The 18946-nt window shown below is 36.2% G+C and carries 11 protein-coding genes; all 11 read left to right on the forward strand.

Translation table 11 applies throughout. The features are described 5' to 3' along the window. Positions 1 to 9 precede the first annotated feature (9 nt). The 11 genes from C1A40_RS12995 to C1A40_RS13045 all read left to right on the forward strand — a co-directional run bounded on the left by C1A40_RS12995 (position 10) and on the right by C1A40_RS13045 (position 18928). Positions 10 to 1593 (forward strand): RagB/SusD family nutrient uptake outer membrane protein, encoded by a 1584-nt coding sequence (locus C1A40_RS12995; RefSeq protein WP_102996262.1) that lies wholly within the window; start codon positions 10 to 12, stop codon positions 1591 to 1593. Positions 1594 to 1731: 138 nt separating this feature from the next. After that, the gene (locus C1A40_RS13000; RefSeq protein WP_102996263.1) at positions 1732 to 3909 is read left to right on the forward strand and encodes a beta-xylosidase; all 2178 of its coding nucleotides are present in this window, start codon (positions 1732 to 1734) and stop codon (positions 3907 to 3909) included. Then, complete coding sequence (locus C1A40_RS13005) at positions 3909 to 5159, forward strand: hypothetical protein (RefSeq protein WP_102996264.1); 1251 nt, start codon at positions 3909 to 3911, stop codon at positions 5157 to 5159. The genes C1A40_RS13000 and C1A40_RS13005 overlap by 1 nt, the downstream gene beginning before the upstream one ends. A 7-nt stretch (positions 5160 to 5166) precedes the next feature. Beyond that, on the forward strand, positions 5167 to 6015 hold the full coding sequence (locus C1A40_RS13010) for a hypothetical protein (protein ID WP_102996265.1): 849 nt from the start codon (positions 5167 to 5169) through the stop codon (positions 6013 to 6015). 206 nt (positions 6016 to 6221) lie between these two features. After that, a complete protein-coding gene (locus C1A40_RS13015; protein ID WP_102996266.1) occupies positions 6222 to 7043 on the forward strand; it encodes a T9SS type A sorting domain-containing protein in 822 nt (273 codons plus the stop codon). Between the two features lie 100 nt (positions 7044 to 7143). Then, on the forward strand, positions 7144 to 7458 hold the full coding sequence (rhaM, locus tag C1A40_RS13020) for an L-rhamnose mutarotase (RefSeq protein ID WP_102996267.1): 315 nt from the start codon (positions 7144 to 7146) through the stop codon (positions 7456 to 7458). A 147-nt stretch (positions 7459 to 7605) separates the two neighbouring features. Further along, entirely contained in the window at positions 7606 to 10023 is a 2418-nt protein-coding gene (locus C1A40_RS18205; protein ID WP_241910415.1) for a T9SS type A sorting domain-containing protein, read from the forward strand. Between the two features lie 307 nt (positions 10024 to 10330). Then, entirely contained in the window at positions 10331 to 13132 is a 2802-nt protein-coding gene (locus C1A40_RS13030; RefSeq protein ID WP_241910416.1) for a family 78 glycoside hydrolase catalytic domain, read from the forward strand. A 34-nt stretch (positions 13133 to 13166) separates the two neighbouring features. After that, a complete protein-coding gene (locus C1A40_RS13035) occupies positions 13167 to 15917 on the forward strand; it encodes an alpha-L-rhamnosidase (protein ID WP_241910417.1) in 2751 nt (916 codons plus the stop codon). A 15-nt stretch (positions 15918 to 15932) separates the two neighbouring features. Then, a complete protein-coding gene (locus tag C1A40_RS13040) occupies positions 15933 to 17423 on the forward strand; it encodes a sulfatase family protein (RefSeq protein WP_158651365.1) in 1491 nt (496 codons plus the stop codon). Between the two features lie 74 nt (positions 17424 to 17497). Then, a complete protein-coding gene (locus C1A40_RS13045) occupies positions 17498 to 18928 on the forward strand; it encodes a sulfatase (protein ID WP_241910418.1) in 1431 nt (476 codons plus the stop codon). Positions 18929 to 18946 lie beyond the last annotated feature (18 nt).

The raw sequence follows: 18946 nt of genomic DNA on the forward strand, positions 1-18946 counted from the left end.
TCAAATCAGATGAAAACTAAAAATATAATTATATATACATTATTATTGTTCTCATGCTTTGCATGCGAAGACTTTTTGGAGGAAGATCCAAGAGCTCTTGTAGCTCCCGAAACCTTTTATCGATCAGAGTCCGATGTTAGGCAAGCTGTTGTTGGCATTTATGCTATTCTTAAAAACAATTCTATTTATGGCCAATTAGGTTTAGATTTATTTTATGATAACGGTGCCGATATTTTAGAACCTAATCGTTCTGCTAACATTGTAGAACCTATGGGTAATTATTCTTTAAATGAAGCTATTGCCGATGCGTCTACCCAAAAAATGAGTGTTTCAGATACTTGGAAAGATTTATACAGGGTTATTTATAATGCTAATATTATAATCGATAAAACAACAGGAAATAGTGCTATTTCTTTAGCGGCCCAAACCGATATAATAGCCGAAGTACGATTTATACGAGGGTTATGTTACTGGCATATTGCCAACCTTTGGGGCGATGCACCATTTTATACTGAAGCTCTAACTTTAGATCAAATTCGCGTATTAGGGAGAGCAGATGAAGCGACGATCTTAGATAGTGTATTAGCCGATTTACAATTTGCTCAGCTGCATTTAGCATCAGACTATCCAGAAGAACAACGTGGTCGTGCTTCCAAATGGACGGCAGCTATTATAGAGGCTAAATTGCATATGCAACAAAAAAATTGGCAGGCAGGTTTAAATAAATCCTTAGAAATTATTAACCAGTCTCCACACCGTTTATTATCAAATTATGCAGATGTATTCGATCCTAAAAATGAGTATAACGACGAAATAATTTGGTCCTTAGATTTTGCTAAAGATATCCGTGGTCAATTTGAAGAAGGAACCGTTCGAGCTGATGGTAGTTTTCCTAGTGTTTTTGGAAACGGTAACTGGAGGCCAAGTATGTTTTCACCGCGTTTACGAGACGAACCTAAAAACTCTAGTGAAAGAAATGCTCTAGCAGATGCTTTAGAGGCTAGAGGAGAGGCTTTTAATGGAACAGGTTTACAAGTTGCAGCAAAAGATTTCGCTGAAAAATTTCCTTTAAATGACTTAAGACGTTCTATTAACATCGTGGATAACTATTTAGGTTTCGATTTAAATTTCCCATACATGGCAAAAGTATGGAATTTGGATGTGGATGATTCGCCACGTTTTAATCATAGCGATAACAGACTCGTATTCCGTTTAGCCGATGTGTATTTAATGGCTGCCGAGTGCGAAAACGAATTAAATGGACCCGCTAATGCTTATCAATACATACACCCAATAAGACAACGTGCTTTTAATACGCAAGCAGAATGGGAGCTTGTAGGACTTAGTCAGCAAGAATTTAGAGAAGTCATTTATGATGAAAGAAAATGGGAATTGGCAGGTGAATGTAATAGACGTTACGATTTAATAAGATGGGGTATTTTATTCGATGTAGTCGAAAATTTAGAATACCGTTTCTGGACTCCTAATACTAATATAAGACCGTATCACGTAAAATTACCAATTCCTTTACAGGAGTTACAAGTAAATCCTGCATTACTCGAATCCGACCCATCAAATAATGGGTATAGGTAGAAACGATTTTATAATTTTAAAAAAAACCGAAGCACTTGTGTTTCGGTTTTTTTATGATAATAAACAGACAGAGCAGTATAGAAAATATAATTTGCCTCGATATATTGCGATATTTATGTATAGAAAGACAAAAATCCTATGAAAAAAATATTTTTAGCAGCAGCCTTATTTTTTATGTTGTTTTCAGCCATAGCGCAACCAGGAAAAGAATCATTAAATTCTAAGTTGGAATTAGAAATAGAAAAGAAAGTAACTGCTTTACTGAATAAAATGACCTTAGAAGAGAAAATTGCAGAGATGACGCAAGACGCACCTGCAAATGATAGACTAGGTATTCCTGTTATGAAATACGGAGAAGCATTACATGGATTATGGCTCGTTCTCGATTATTACGGTAACACAACAGTTTACCCACAAGCCGTAGCGTGTGCCTCAACTTGGGAGCCAGAACTTATTAAGAAAATGGCATCGCAAACAGCGAAAGAGGCTCGTGCTTTAGGGGTTACTCATTGTTACTCTCCAAACTTAGATGTTTATGCAGGAGATGCGCGCTATGGTCGTGTTGAAGAATCTTATGGTGAAGATCCATATTTGGTTTCACGAATGGGAGTTGCGTTTATTGAAGGTTTACAAGGTACAGGTGACGAACAATTTGATGAAAACCATGTTATTGCAACGGCAAAACATTTTGTGGGATACCCAGAAAACAGACGTGGTATAAATGGTGGTTTTAGCGACATGTCTGAACGTCGTTTGCGTGAGGTTTATCTTCCGTCGTTCGAGGCGGCAGTAAAAGAGGCAGGGGTAGGCTCTGTTATGCCAGGGCATCAAGATTTTAATGGTGTACCATGTCATATGAATACGTGGTTGTTAAAGGATATTTTAAGAGATGAATTAGGTTTTGATGGTTTTATTGTGTCTGATAATAATGATGTAGGAAGATTGGAAACCATGCATTTTATTGCTGAAACCAGAACGGAAGCGGCTATCTTAGGATTAAAAGCAGGCGTTGATATGGATTTGGTCATAGGGAAGAACGTTGAATTGGCAACCTATCATAGCAATATTTTGAAGGATACCGTAATTAAGAATCCTTCATTGGAGAAATATATAAACCAAGCCACATCACGTATTTTAACCGCAAAACATAAATTAGGTTTGTTTGATGCAGAACCAAAAGCGATTGACACAGAAACAGTAGAAGCAGGCACCGATGAACATCGCGAGTTTGCATTGGAAATTGCAGAAAAATCTATTATCATGCTTAAAAATGATAATAATCTCTTACCACTAGATGTTTCAAAAATTAAATCCTTAGCTGTTATTGGTCCTAATGCTCACGAAGAACGTCCTAAAAAAGGAACTTATAAACTTTTGGGTGGTTATTCTGGGTTACCCCCTTATTATGTTTCGGTTTTAGATGGTTTAAAGAAAAAAGTGGGGAAAAATGTAAAAATAAACTACGCAGAGGGTTGCGATATTGATAGTTTTTCTAAGGAGGGATTTCCTGAAGCTATTGCTGCTGCAAAAAAATCGGATGCTGTTGTATTAGTTGTAGGGAGCTCTCATAAAACCTGTGGTGAAGGTGGCGATCGCGCCGATCTTGATTTGTATGGTGTGCAAAAAGAATTAGTAGAAGCCATTCATAAAACAGGAAAGCCAGTGATTGTGGTGCTCATTAATGGCCGTCCATTGAGTATAAATTATATAGCAAAAAATATACCGTCTGTGCTAGAAACGTGGTATGGGGGTATGCGTGCTGGTGATGCTGTAGCCAATGTCATTTTTGGAGATGTAAACCCAGGAGGGAAACTTACCATGTCTTTTCCTCGATCGGTAGGACAAACTCCTGTAACATATTTAGAGCGTCCAGACTTTATAGGGTCTGGAAAAGGAAAGTATCGATTTAGTGATAAATCACCTCTGTTTCCATTTGGTTATGGCCTAAGCTACACCACTTTTCAATACGGCGAACCAAAGCTTAAAAATGCGGTTATAAATGCTGATGGAACAACAACGGTTTCAATTGAAGTGACCAATACAGGAAAAGTAAAAGGTGATGAGATTGTGCAAATGTACGTACGTGACGACTTTGCTTTTGTAGGGCGCTATCTCAAACTATTAAAAGGCTTTGAGCGTATTACATTAAAGCCCGGTGAGACCAAAACCGTTAGTTTTAAATTGGGTTTTGATGAATTGAACATCTTAAATCAAGATATGAAAAAGGTTGTAGAACCAGGTACTTTTACTATTTCAGTTGGGGCATCTTCTCAAGAAAAAGATCTAAAAACAGTTATTTTAAAGGTGAATAATTAATGCGAATTCAAACTAAAATTTTTGTTGTTTTTCTAACCTTAATAACGAACTATACTTGTATTGCGCAAACCTTTAATTTGCAACAGCCTTTAGTGAATCAGGATGTGGTTTTTAAAGAAAAAGGAGGATTGGTTGCTGTAGAAGCCGAATATTTTAACAATCAAACGCATTCAGAAATTAGACAATGGTACCGTACAACAAAAGACAGCGCTGCTATTGTTGGGCGCGATGAAGACGCTAATCATTATTTAAACGCTAGTAATTATAGTTATATCGAAGTGTTACCAGATACCAGAGTAACCCATGATGATGTCATTGTTAGAGGAGAAAATTTTTCTAATAAGCCAGGGCAATTGGCTGTAGTGAGCTATAAAATTAAATTTAGTTCCCCAGGCCGTTATTATGTATGGGTGCGCGCCATGAGTACCGGTAGTGAAGACAATGGCCTTCATGTGGGATTAAATGGTAATTGGCCTGAACATGGACAACGTATGCAGTGGTGTGCAGGAAGAACATATTGGATGTGGGAAAGTAAGCAACGCACTAAAGAGGAACACTGTGGTGTACCACATAAGATATATTTAGAAGTGCCTAATGCTGGAATTCATGACGTTCAATTTAGTATGCGTGAAGATGGGTTTGAGTTTGATAAGTTTGTGCTATCTAACGATATTAATTATGTGCCCATCGATATAGGTCCTACTGTGTTATTAGCAACAGGTAATTTGCCTAAGTTTGATAATTCTAAACCCGAATTGTCCTATTATCAAACTATTTCAAGAAGTCTTCCTGGCAATAAGTATATCGCCGCTCAAGAATTTCCTGTTGAAGGAACACATTTTTATAAAAATGGTAAAAATTGGATGGCTATAAATCCTAAAAAACATAAAAAAGCACAAACATCAAAAACCTTTAATTTTGAGAGTGGTCGCTACGATGTTATTTTTGTAGGAGTAGGCGAAAATGATGGCCGTTCAACATTCCGTATAAAACTTAATGAGACAGAACTAGGCGTATACCAACCCCCAATAACACCAGTGCTTTGGGAAGAAGGAAAACGGTTTAATGGATTTTGGAAGAATGTTAAACTTAAAAAAGGAGATAAAATAACCATTGAAGCCCAAGTAGCTACAGATGGAACGGAATGGACTCGCGCACGTTGGGCAGGTCTTGTTTTTACGCCGGTAGGACAAGGAGAGATTGTGCAAGAGTCACCATCAACTTACACGTTTTATAAAAAGAATAAATAGAAATCATATGAATAAATTAGCTTTATTACTGTTAGCCATTTTAATTTCTACCAGTTTAACAGCTCAGCCAACAATAAAACCTCCAAAGGGCCGAATCGCCATAGTGGCAGATGGTAATTCTCCAGACCCAGACGATTTAGGTGGTACAGCAGTTTCATTGGCATTATTACGTGCTACAGGTTTAGAAAATAAATTAGTGCATTATTCCCATAGCTGTGATTTGGTTCGCGTAGATCGTATTTCGGTAGCGGCTGAATACGAAAGGCATGCCATGATGCAAACCGCTTGCGATGGAACAGCAAGGCGCTGGGGTGGTTTTGGAAATCTAACCTTTTTTGATGCCAAATGGCAGCTAGATGAAACTATAAAAGATTTGAGTAAAGCTATAAATAACTCGTCTGAAGCCGACCCACTTTGGATTATAGAAGCCGGAGAGCCTGATATTATTGGCTTTGCTTTAGCAGCTTCAAAAAAAGAGAAACATTCATTTGTTAAGGTGGTAACACATCACCCCGCTAACGACGATGCTGGCGATTTTTATACTTGGCAAAGTATTCTAGATTTTGGAGTAGAAGAAGTGCGTATTCCTGATCAAAATATGAATTTAAAAGTAGATGAATCACATTGGGATTGGGCAAAAAACCATAAAGATGATAGCGTAAAATTTGTTTGGCTTATGGGAAAGTTAGCTGAAGTTGATGATGTGGTGAAGTTTCAAAAAGGTAAATGGGACTGCTCCGACGCAGGAATGGTTTTATACTGGATAACAGGTGCGACCAATAACGGAATAAAATTAGGGACAGTAGAGCACGTAAGATCTTTATTAGAAAATTTTATTGTTAATAATTCAAAGTAAAATCTACTCAGATTATAATTTGTATATAGTGTTTTATTCTATGTAATAAAATGCATTTTATTGAAAAAAATAAAGAAAAAATAAGTTTTTTAGGGTCGAGCAGGGTAAAGCAGGATAAGAATAGTTTTAAACCATATTAACTTTAGAGTCGGACACTTAGGTGTTTAGAACTAAATTTTATTAATAACCAATTAAAACTATTTATTATGAAAAAAATTACTTTAAAATTTATTGCTGCATTATTCTTTTGTGCATTTGCTTTACAGGTGCAAGCTCAAGGTAATGCTTTTGATCATATGGAAGCAACCTATATGATTAAAGTAGATGGTGAAGATTTGTATTTAACTTTACCAGACCAAACCCCACCAATATTTGGAACTTGGGAACAAAAACTGACATATCAACCTCTAAATACCGCTAAACCAGAATTGCAACAGTTTAAGACGGTTAAAGTTCCAGATGGTGCAATAGGATCAGGGTTTTATTATATCGAATCTGTTATTGCAGGAAGAGGGTTGGTTGAAATTTTACAATCTGATGTCGATTCACCTGTAATAGGTGTTAAAGGAAATACGGCTGCAGCTCCTAGTCCTGATGGTTTAGATGTGTGGAATCCAACGAGAAATTCTGGAACTCAAATATTTAGTGAGAATACATGTGCAACTTGTAGTTGGGCTGGAAAAGCTAAGCGAAGAATTCAAACAGCTGGTGATGGTCTTGAAGTAAAATTAAACGGTGGAGCAGGTGTTACGTTTTCTTGGGAAGCCACTACTTTAAGTAATTCGAAGTTTGATACAAGCTCAGTGTTTGTTTCAAACCCAGTCAAAGAAGTACTTTCTATTGGTGGTTTAACCTCTAATTTTGAGCAAGTTTCAGTTTATTCTTTACTAGGTAAAGAGGTGATAACAAGAAAATTAAATGGCAATACGTCAATGGAATTAGATGTTAATGCACTGGTTGCTGGAATCTACATTGTAGAATTTCAAGGTAAAGGTGTGGGCTTCTCAAAAAAGATTGTTAAGCAGTAGTCGTAGACGAAATCATCTGTAATTAAAATTTTAAAAATCATTCTATTTTTTAGTAGAATGATTTTTTATATCATAAAAACTAAAGAAAATAATAAAGAATATGCAAAGAATAGCTTTTAAGATGAAATTAAATAAAGGTCAAAAGCAAGCCTATAAAGCACGTCATGATAAGTTGTGGCCAGAGCTAAAACAGTTACTTAAAGAAGCAGGGGTTAGCGAATACTCGATATTTTTAGATGAATATACCGACACGCTTTTTGCCTTTCAAAAAGTTTCAGGGAATAATAACTCTCAAGATTTGGCTAATAACGACATTGTTAAAAAATGGTGGGATTTTATGGCTGATATTATGGAAGTAAATCCCGATAATTCGCCAGTTACCATGCCTTTGGAAGAGTTGTTTTACTTGGACTAAAAAGTTGATTACAAATGTGCTACATTTCTACCCCTGTAAAGCAGTACAGCCATTATTACGAAAGATTATAACTTTAGCTGTTAAACAAACTAAACAGCTAAAAATATGATAAATAGAAAATTAAAGAGATGTAAGAGGTTTAAAACCATGTGGTTATTAGGGTTTTTAATGTTTTCTTGCTTTTTGCATGCTCAGGTTGTATTGGAAAATGAGATTAATATAACCGATTTAGGTTTACACTTTGATGGTAATCAAGTTCCAAGCGGTACTGCAAATACAGGAGATAATGCGCCTTACGATTATTATTTTGGAAAAAATATTTCTGCACACGGCGATTGTATAAAAACCTACGGCGATTATGTGTTTATGACTTGGTATAAAGGTGGAAAGGCAGAGCGCCATGTCATGCTTACGCGGTACAATACCAAAACGGGAACTAAGGCAACGATTGAGTTTCCGCACAGACATACTGGCTTTCAAAATCAATATTGGATTGGTGAATCCCACAACACGATTGCTGTAGGAATAAGTCCTTTAAATGGATCGATTCATTTGCTTTACGATATGCATGCCTATAGTGCAACTAAACCATCTAATGGTAGTTTGGCTAATGATTATTTTAGGTATTCGTATTCCTTAGCAAACGTTGCTTCCTTACCAGATGCCGATTTTACTTTAGATAAATTTGTTCAAAGTAGTAGTGGAAACTATAAGCATTTAAGAATGCCTGGAGCTGCACCGCAATCTGAATTTGTTGCATTAACCTATCCTAAATTCTTTTTAAATGATGGTGGCGAACTATTTATGCTAATGCGTGAAGGCGGCAACAATAACGGGATGTATAAATTTATAAAATACGATGCTAGTACTGGTAACTGGGGTAATTTTATAGATTTTAATGCCTTAAATGCAAAAAATCAACCTGGTATAACTTATAATTGGGGTCTTTATGGAGAAATGAAATACCTTAACGGAAAGTTACGTATTGGTTTTCAAAGAAGATCTGCTAATAATAATGATAAATACGAATACCAAAATGGGGTGTATTATGCATATTCCGATGACCAAAGTGGCGCAACAGGTTGGAAAAATTATAAAGGAGAACCTTTTTCTGTGCCTTTATATGATGCTGATTTGATTAAAGTAATGGAACCAGGGGATTATGTGCAAGGAACCGATAAAAACGCGCTTCGTATTGTAGATGGTTTCGATTGGACCGTAACAGAAAATGGTGATGTGCATATTATAAGTAAAGTAAAAGATAATCAGTTTAATGTTACTAAATATTTGCATACGTATAAACCTTCTGGAGCAACAAGTTTTACGACATCTGATAATTTTTCTGGAGGAGGTTCAGAATTATATACATCCGGTGATAGTGTTTTTTTAATTGGTCTTAGTAATGGGCGTGTTTTTATAGAAAGTACTCAAGGAGGGACCAATAATTTCACAAGAATTTATGAGGCTACTTCTGGTAGAACTTTTGATCATGGGGTGGTGCATATTAATGAAGGTAAAGTTTATTATTACTTGATGGAAAATAAATCGGGTAATGCCCAGCCATTATATTTACAAATAATAGATCTAGATATTATAAAAGAACCGTTTAGGGTATCGCTAACTTCCCCTATGGATGGTACTACTTATGATGTTGGCGAGACAGTACAAATAGCTGCAGAAGCTACCGATGAAAATGGTAGTATTTCTAAAGTAGAATTTTTGGTTAATGGTACTTATTTTAGCGAAGATAATACCGCTCCTTATACGGTTGACTGGACGCCAAGCACAGACGGTACTTATACCGTACAAGCTGTGGCTTACAATGCTTCAAGTCAAACGGTGAACTCTTCTGAAATTACTGTAAATTTTAAGATTTTCGATCCAAATGATTTAACTGGAGACATATACAGATTAAAAAACTATGTTACTGGAAAATATATCCATTCCGTAGGATCTGATGTTGTCGAAAGTGATACCGGTACAAATGTAGTTCCTGGTGATAAGGAATGGGAGTTTGTAAAAGCGGGTAATTATTACAATATAGAAAGCAAAAGAACGGATAAAGGTATTTTGAGAGCAGCTGGAAATCCTGCAAATGATTTAATAAATACGGGTTTTGGTGCTCCAAGAGAAGATAGCGATAAACAGTTTTCTGTGGTTTATAACAGTGCAGACCAAACCTACCAATTTGTAACTAGAAATAACTCACATTACATTTACCATAATCCTAATGGTATCATAGAACATGTTGGGAATTCGGATGCGAGATCTAAATGGATTGTAGAATCTAATACGCTTAGTACACCAGATATAGACTCCAATGCTTTTGGAGTGAAAATTTATCCGAATCCAGCGAATAATCAATTTACCATTAGTTTGAATAATTTTGAGGGCTTGGCTTATGTAGACATATATGATATGCTTGGTAAATCTGTTTTTAAAACTAAAATGACTTCAGATAAACTAAAGATTGATAGCCAAATGAAATTTAAATCAGGTCTTTACATGATTAAAATTTCTAATGGAAATAACACTACGGTATATAAAAAGCTAGTTGTGAATTAGAAAAGTTTGTCTTCAATGGAAGAAGCTGTCTAAAAAGTTAAAACAATTGTCATTCTGTGCTTGACACTGAATCTCATTATATTGAAATTCAATAATTTTAAGGATCTGAAATAAATTCAGATTGAGGTAAAAACAACTTTTTAGGCAGCCTCTTTACCGAAATAAGTAAAAAGCGCTATGCTGTAAGTCACGGCTAAAGGAACAAAAGTGTAACCATGCTTTTTAACAATATTCAATCCATATAAAACAGTTCTATTCACAGTATCATAATATTAGTCTCATAAAAGTTCAATTTAAATTTTGATTCGTGTATAAATTTTTAGCCTATAAGCTTTGTTTCTTTTTAATGGTAAGTTTCACCTTTTTAGGTGTTTTGCTGGCTTGTACAGAAAAGTTTTTAGTTAAAGGACCAGAACATTTAACGGTTTCAGAAGGTTTTAAAAATCCTATAGGGTTTTACAATGATACGCCTTCATTCTCTTGGAAACTACCCGTTTCAGAAGCTGTGAAATTGCAATCGGCCTATCAAGTTATTGCGGCGACTTCAAAAGAATTTTTACCGAATAACCCAAATTTATGGGATTCTAAAAAACAAGAAAGTCCACAATCTACTTTTGTTAAATATCAAGGAGAACAATTAAAATCAAGACAAAACGTATTTTGGCAAGTACGCTATTGGAATCAAGATGGAAAAGTTTCAGAATGGAGTGCGATTAATTCTTTTGAATTAGGCTTGTTAAAAAATGCCGATTGGAAAGCGAAATGGATAGGATTAAACACGGCAAAAGATAGCATAAAAGGTGTTCGGAATTTTTTAATGCACAAGCCTCAATATTTAAGAAAGGGTTTTGAGTTATCTTCGGATGTCACTTCTGCTAGACTATACATTACGGCAAAAGGTGTTTTTGATGTGCACTTAAATGGGAAAGATGTGAGTGATGACGTCATGACGCCTGGTTGGACACCATACAATCATCGCATAGAAACACTTACTTACGATGTTACTAGCCTGTTACAAACTGGTGTAAACGCCCTAGCTGTTGAGCTAGCATCTGGGTGGCATTCAGGAAGAATTAGTAGAGGTAGAGCGTTGTATGAAAATTTTGCATCACCTAAAATTCTATGTCAATTAGAAGTTGTCATGAAAGATGGTTCAAAACATACCATTATTTCCGACGAATCTTGGAAAGGTACTACAAATGGCCCCATACGTTTAGCGGGGATTTACGATGGCGAAATTTACGATGCCAATTTCGAAATACCAGATTGGAACACTGCTACTTTTGATGACCGTAGTTGGGAATTGGTTGAAGTTGAGACTATTTCTAGGGATGTTAAATTAGCACCAAAAAGACATCATACCGTTAAGAATCAACAGGTTTTAAAAGATGCAGAAATTGTTTCGGTTGATGAAAATTCGGCAGTTTTTAATCTAAAACAAAATATGGTAGGCGTACCAAAAGTAAAAGTACCGATGAAAAAAGGTGATACTTTAAAAATCCGTTTTTCGGAAATGTTGCTAAAAGACCATACTTTTTATACTAAAAACTATCGTTCTGCAAAGTCAACCGATTATTATATAGCTGCTAAAGATGGTGTTGTAGAGTATGTTGCGAAATTTACATTTCACGGATTTCAATTTGTAGAACTAAGTGGTTATGATAAAAATGCGAAACCAGAATCTTCTTGGGTACAAGGTATAGTACAACATTCAGATTTTGAGAAAAACGGAACCTTTACATCCTCTCATGACAAACTAAATCAGCTGCAAAGTAATATTACTTGGGGTTTACGTGATAATTTTTTCGATATTCCAACCGATTGTCCGCAACGAGATGAGCGATTGGGGTGGACAGGTGATGCTCAGGTTATTGCGCCTACATCACTATTTAACTATGATACCCATGCGTTTTGGACAGCTTGGCTGCAAAGCCTTAGAGAAAATCAGTCAGAACACGAAAGCGGATTAGTCCCTTGGATTGTGCCAGACGTCCTTCAAATTAACAGAGCAAGTCCTGGTTGGGGAGATGCTGTAGTGCTTATTCCTTGGAATATTTATAACATTACAGGTGATAAAAGGGTTTTAAAAGAAAATTTTGAAGCTGCAAAAAAATGGATTGGTTTTTATAAATCGAAAATAGAAGACAAAGAATTTATCCCCAAAATGCGTTCTTTTGGAGATTGGTTACAACCCTATCCAACCAAAACAGGAAAAGGTGGAAATAGTGGAGATACCTCGAAAGAGCTAATCATTACCGCATATTTTGCCCACTCGTCTCTTTTAGTTTCTAAAATGGCAGGAATCTTAGGACATAGTAAAGATGAAAAAGAATATTACGATTTACATAAAAACATAGCTGGAGTTTTTAGAGATACTTTTTTTGATAAAAACGGAAAAGTAAAGAATGTTAAAGAAACCCAAACCAGTTATTTATTGGCAATTTATTTTGATTTGTTAAAACCTGAAACCAAAATAAAAGCACAAAAGCACTTACTTGAAGAAATTAAAAAAGCCGATTACCATTTAGGAACAGGTTTTATTGGGACGCCCATTTTACCGAAAGTCTTGGATGATATGGGAGAGATAGATTTGATGTATAAAATCTTATTTAAAGAAACCTATCCTTCTTGGTTTTACTCTATCAATCAAGGAGCGACAACAATGTGGGAACGTTGGAACAGTTATAGCCAAGCTGAAGGGTATAATCCGCAGAGCATGAATAGCCTTAATCATTATGCTTACGGAGCCATTGGGCAATGGATGTACGAACGCATTGCTGGGATTGCTCCATTAGCTCCTGGATACAAGAAAATTAAAATAGCACCACTACCAAACGACAGATTAACATCGGCAGCAGCAAGTATTAATACCCCTTATGGGCTAGCATCAACTTCGTGGAAAAAAGATAAAGAAACTTTTATACTGGATGTTGTTATTCCGCCAAATACAACTGCAGAAATTACCGTGCCAAATGCATCTATAGAAAGTGTAACAGTAAATGGTCATATAATTAACGAAAAATCAAATATAAAACTCATAGATTCAGATCAAGGATTAATTAACATTTTAGCCGAACCAGGTACTTATAAAATTCAAACTAAACTTTAATGACATGCTAAATAAATTCACAATAAAACCTCTCTTGCAGTTATTAGTCTGTTTTATTCTACTACTTCAACTTTCTTGTGCAGATAAAACATCACTAAAGACTGTAGATAATTTAACCATTTCCGAAGGCTTTAAAAATCCGCTAGGTTTTTACGATGCTAAACCTACATTTTCGTGGGAATTACCCGTTGTGGAAGGAGTAATTAGTCAGTCGGCTTACCAGATTGTGGTAGCTAGTAGTCCAGAACTATTGCCAAGCAATCCCGATTTATGGGATTCTAATAAGCAATTTTCTTCGCAATCTGTATGGATAAACTACGAGGGTAAACCGCTTGAGTCACGTCAAAAAGTATTTTGGCAAGTAAAATATTGGAATCAGGATGATAAGGCTTCAAATTGGAGTCCGGTTCAGAATTTTGAATTAGGCTTATTAAATAACAGCGATTGGAAAGCTCAATGGATTGGGTTGCCTACCAAAGAAGAAGGCGTTTTAGGAAGTCAGGATAACATTATTCATAGACCACAATATTTAAGAAAAGGCTTCGAGTTGTCTAACGATGTGGCTACAGCCAGATTATATATTACGGCAAAAGGTGTGTTTGATGTGGCTATCAATGGAGAAGATGTGAGCGATGACGTGATGCCTCCAGGGTATACGCCTTATAAAAAGCGAATTGAAACCATCACTTATGATGTTACCGATTTAATAGTATCTGGACAAAATACTATTGGTGTTGAAGTTGCTGCAGGATGGCATTCTGGCCGTTTAGGTTGGATGAAATCCTACTGGAGCGATACCGAATCACCTAAAATATTATGTCAGCTAGAAGTAACCATGAAAGATGGTTCCAAAGCATCCATCATTTCAGATGATACTTGGAAAGCCACATTCCAAGGCCCAATACGAATCTCAGAAATTTATGATGGTGAAACCTATGATGCTCATTTAGAAATGCCACAATGGACTACAAATAATTTTAATGATAAAAACTGGAAAGCAGTACAAGCGTTCCCAGTAACATCAGCCATTAAATTAGAACCAAAACGTCATACTACCGTTAAATCTAAAATGGTATTAGAATCTAAAGAGATTATATTAAAAGAAGATGCAGCTATTTTCGATTTGAAACAGAATATGGTTGGGGTACCTGTGTTAAAAGTTCCTATGAAAAAGGGGGATACTTTAAAAATTCGTTTTTCTGAAATGTTATCGCCAGACGGGACTTTTTATACAGACAATTACAGAAGTGCGCAATCTACAGATTACTATATAGCCGCAAAAGAAGGTACCATAGAATGGATGCCAAAGTTTACATTCCACGGATTTAGGTATGTAGAGTTAAGTGGGTTTGATGCTTCAAAAACACCTTCTAAAGATTGGGTTAAGGGTGCAGTGCAGTATTCTAATTCTGATGAAAATGGCACGTTCACAACGTCTCACGAGAAGCTAAATCAGTTGCAAAACAACATCGTTTGGGGCTTAAGAGGCAACTTTTTCGATATCCCTACTGATTGTCCGCAACGCGACGAACGTATGGGCTGGACGGGCGATGCGCAAGTTTTTGGACCAACATCGATGTTTAATGCCGATGTTTATAAGTTTTGGGCCAGTTGGATGCAAAGTGTACGCGAATCGCAATATGATAACGGAGGTATTCCATTTGTTGTACCAGATGTGTTACACAATGGAAAAGTAAGTTCTGGCTGGGGCGATGTCTGTACTATAATTCCATGGAAAATATATTACCGAACGGGCGATGTTAGCATTTTAAAAGAAAATTACGATATGATGAAAAAATGGGTAGCGCATCATCAAGCGTCTTCAACAGATTTCATCTCGCATATGAATTCTTTTGCCGATTGGTTACAGCCATATCCTGAAAATGGAAATAACAAAGGGGATACTTCACATAGTTTAATCGGTACCGCTTTCTTTGCGCATTCGGCAAAATTAACAGCAAAAACTGCCGAGGTTCTTGGAAAGAAAGAGGAACAAGCTAAATATGAAGCTTTATACAAATCGGTAGCAAAAGCCTTCGAAAAAGCGTTTTTTAAAAATGGTAAAGTAAAAGATGTTACTGCAACCCAAACCTCTTATTTGTTAGCCTTAGCTTTCGATTTAATTTCTGAAGAAAATAAAGAAAACGCAAAAGTACAGTTATTAGAAAAAATTAGCGAAGCCGATAATCATTTGCGTACTGGCTTTTTAGGAACCCCATTACTGTCGGAGGTATTAGATGAAACGGGAGAAATAGACTTAATGTACAAACTCTTATTTAATGAAACCTATCCGTCTTGGTTTTATTCAATAAACCAAGGAGCAACAACCATTTGGGAGCGTTGGAATAGCTATAGCAAAACAGAAGGTTATAACCCGATGAGTATGAATAGTTTAAATCATTATGCTTATGGAGCAATAGGCGAGTGGATGTACGAGCGCATTGCAGGAATTGCACCTTTACAAGCGGGTTATAAAATCATTAGAATCGCACCAATACCAAAAGCACCGTTAACATCGGCATCAGCAACTTTAAATACGCCTTATGGAGAAGTAGCATCTTCTTGGGAAATAAAAAATGAAACCTTGTTTTTAGAAGTTGTTGTGCCTCCAAACACGACTGCCGAGATTGAAATTCCAGCAGATGATTCAGAGTCATTAAAAATGCATAATGAGGTTTTTAAAGAGACTAAGAGTGTGTTGCTCATATCATCAAAAGAAAAAAATATAATTAAGGTTTTAGCCCAACCGGGTACCTATAAATTTCAAACAAAATATAGTTTATAAAAAATGGCCATTTCTATGAAAATAACAGCGATACTTCAAATAGCATTGATAACAAGTTTTACGCTGGTTAGCTGCAAGGATAAAGTGAAAACGGTTGAACAGCAAGAAGAACCAACAAAACCAAATATAGTTTATATCCTTACAGACCAATGGCGCGGTTCTGCTCTAGGTTATGCGGGAGACCCTAATGTGAAAACGCCACACTTGGATGCTTTGGCAAAAGAAGCCGTTAATTTTACTAATGCGGTTTCGGTAACCCCTGTTTGTACACCACATCGCGCAGCTTTGCTTACAGGTAGGTTTCCAACAACTACGGGCATGTTTTTAAACGATTTGTATTTGCCGTCAGAAGAATTATGTATGGCTGAGATTTTTAAAGCCGAAGGATATAATACAGCTTATTGGGGGAAATGGCATCTTGACGGACACGGACGTTCTGCCTTTACACCAAAAGAAAGACGCCAAGGATTCGACTATTGGAAAGCTTTAGAGTGTTCTCACGATTATAATAAAATGCCTTATTATGATAATGATAATCCTGAAATTAAATATTGGGATAAGTATTCGCCTTTCGCTATTGTAGAGGATGCGAATTCATATTTAGAAAAACATGCAAAAGGTGATGCTCCATTTTTGGCTGTTGTGTCCATAGCAACACCGCATTTTCCACATGTCTCTGCGCCACAGAAGTATAAAGATATGTATCCCCCAGAATCACTGATTCTTAATCCTAATGTAAGTCCGAAATTTGAATCACGTAGTCGAGAAGAGTTACAAGGGTATTATGCTCATGCCACGGCAACAGACGAGGCCATAGGCTTATTGTTAAAACAGATGGATGCTTTAGGTTTAAATGAAAATACGATAGTAGTATTTTCTTCAGATCATGGTGAAATGATGGGCGCACATGATGTTAGACCCTTTCAAAAACAAGTCGCTTGGGATGAATCTATACGCGTTCCGTTTTTAATAAAATATCCCGGAATAGATAAACTAAAGGGCATTACAGTAAATGCTCCTATAAATACACCTGATATATTACCGTCTCTTTTAGGTTTATCTGATATCAAAATTCCAGACGGTATAGAAGGTGAAGATTTATCTGAATTAATTAAAAATCCAGACCCTGAAGCAGACCGTGAAGCTTTGGTAATGAATGTGGCGCCTTTTGCTGGCGGATATCCAAATTTGCCATACAGAGCGATAAGGACGAAACAATATACTTATGCGAGAACCACAGAAGGGCCAAGTATGTTTTTTGATAATGTAGCCGATCCATATCAACAGAATAATTTATTGGGTAACCCTGAGTTTGAACCTCTTCAGAATGAATTAGACGCCAAGCTTAATAAGAAATTGGCTCAATTGGGAGATGAGTTTAAATCTAGAGACTATTATTTAAAGAAATACAATTATGTATTTGGTAAAAATAAACCTGCCATTCCGTTTTGGGAATTCAACAAAGGTAAAGGCGTAGTGCAGTCGCCAATCCCTGTTATTCAATAAATAAAACAACATGTTTAGCAAAACAAATTTATTTCTAAATGACTAATATGAATGTAAAACATAAAATTTTTATAATGATATTGCTAGCCTTCTGTTCTAGTAAGATTATAGCACAGCAATCACAGCCTAATGTACTGGTGTTTTATGTAGACGACTTAAGAGCAGAGTTAGGTTGTTATGGTAGTAAAACCGCCATGACTCCAAATATCGATAAGTTGGCTAGTGAGGGGGTTCAGTTTAATAAAGCTTATGTGCAACAAGCTATTTGTGCGCCTTCTCGAATGAGTACTTTAACAGGTTTACGACCAGAAACATTGGGAATTTATAGCATTTTTACGCCACTGCGGTCGGTTCATAAAGATGTAGTTTCGGTACCACAATTGTTTAAAGAAAACGGTTATAAAACGGTAAGTATAGGAAAGGTGTATCACCACGGAACCGATGATAAAAAACAATGGACCAACTATTTTTCAAAAGAACCAAATACCTATAATAAACCAGAAAATATTGCGCTTTTAGAACAATTTAAAAGGGAGGGTAAAAAATCTAATGGTCCTGCATTTGAAAATGCCGATGTAGCCGATGAAGCTTATAAAGATGGTCGTGCAGCCAAATACGCCGTGGAATCTTTGCAGAAATTGAAGGATGATAAATTCATCATGTTTGTTGGGTTTAGCAAACCCCATTTGCCTTTTAATGCCCCTAAAAAGTATTGGGATTTATACGATAAAAATAAGTTTGAAATTCCAGAACGTAAAAAGCCTGAAAACATGTACCGTTTGGCACTTACCAATTGGGGAGAACTTAAAGGATATCATGGTATTCCGAATGATGTAGAATATTTAGATGACAATCTAACTAGAGATTTAATACATGGTTATCACGCCAGTATTAGCTATGTCGATGCTCAAGTTGGAAAAGTTATGGAGGCGCTGGAAGCTTTAGATTTAAGAAAAAATACCACTGTTATTTTTATGAGTGATCATGGTTATAAAATTGGAGAGTATGGTGCGTGGTGTAAACATTCTAATGAAGAAATAGATGTTAGAGTTCCGCTTATTGTAAGTAGAGAAACTAGTTATAAAGGTAGAGTAGCAGGTAAAACATCTGATGCTTTAGTAGAGAATGTCGATATCTTCCCAACCTTAGTTGAATTGTGTGGTCTTGAAGGTCCAAAAACCGACGGTAAAAGTATTTTGCAAGTTATAGACCGTCCCAATACACCATGGGATCAAGTGGCTACTGCAGTTTATGCTCGCGGTAAAAACATTATGGGATGCACTGCTACAGATGGCGAATGGCGCTATACCGAATGGCGAGATGCTAAAACGCAAGACATTTTGGGGGCAGAATTATATGAGCATAAAAATAGTCTGTTATCCTTTAAAAATCTATCAGGAAACTCGAAATATAAAAAGGTAGAAGTACGGATGAAAGGTTTATTAGAAACCCAATTTCCTAGAAATCAAGGTCCTTTTTTACAAAACGATACACCTAGAAATTAAAACCAAAATTAAAACTAT

The sequence above is a fragment of the Tamlana carrageenivorans genome, from assembly GCF_002893765.1.
Lineage (GTDB): Bacteria > Bacteroidota > Bacteroidia > Flavobacteriales > Flavobacteriaceae > Pseudotamlana > Pseudotamlana carrageenivorans.

Excerpts from the sequence above, each read along its gene's own strand:
- C1A40_RS12995 (WP_102996262.1), top strand. The coding sequence starts at position 10 with ATGAAAACTAAAAATATAATTATATATACATTATTATTGTTCTCATGC.
- rhaM (WP_102996267.1), top strand. The coding sequence starts at position 7,144 with ATGCAAAGAATAGCTTTTAAGATGAAATTAAATAAAGGTCAAAAGCAA.
- C1A40_RS13015 (WP_102996266.1), top strand. The coding sequence starts at position 6,222 with ATGAAAAAAATTACTTTAAAATTTATTGCTGCATTATTCTTTTGTGCA.
- C1A40_RS13040 (WP_158651365.1), top strand. The coding sequence starts at position 15,933 with ATGAAAATAACAGCGATACTTCAAATAGCATTGATAACAAGTTTTACG.
- C1A40_RS18205 (WP_241910415.1), top strand. The coding sequence starts at position 7,606 with ATGTGGTTATTAGGGTTTTTAATGTTTTCTTGCTTTTTGCATGCTCAG.
- C1A40_RS13010 (WP_102996265.1), top strand. The coding sequence starts at position 5,167 with ATGAATAAATTAGCTTTATTACTGTTAGCCATTTTAATTTCTACCAGT.
- C1A40_RS13005 (WP_102996264.1), top strand. The coding sequence starts at position 3,909 with ATGCGAATTCAAACTAAAATTTTTGTTGTTTTTCTAACCTTAATAACG.
- C1A40_RS13045 (WP_241910418.1), top strand. The coding sequence starts at position 17,498 with ATGATATTGCTAGCCTTCTGTTCTAGTAAGATTATAGCACAGCAATCA.
- C1A40_RS13000 (WP_102996263.1), top strand. The coding sequence starts at position 1,732 with ATGAAAAAAATATTTTTAGCAGCAGCCTTATTTTTTATGTTGTTTTCA.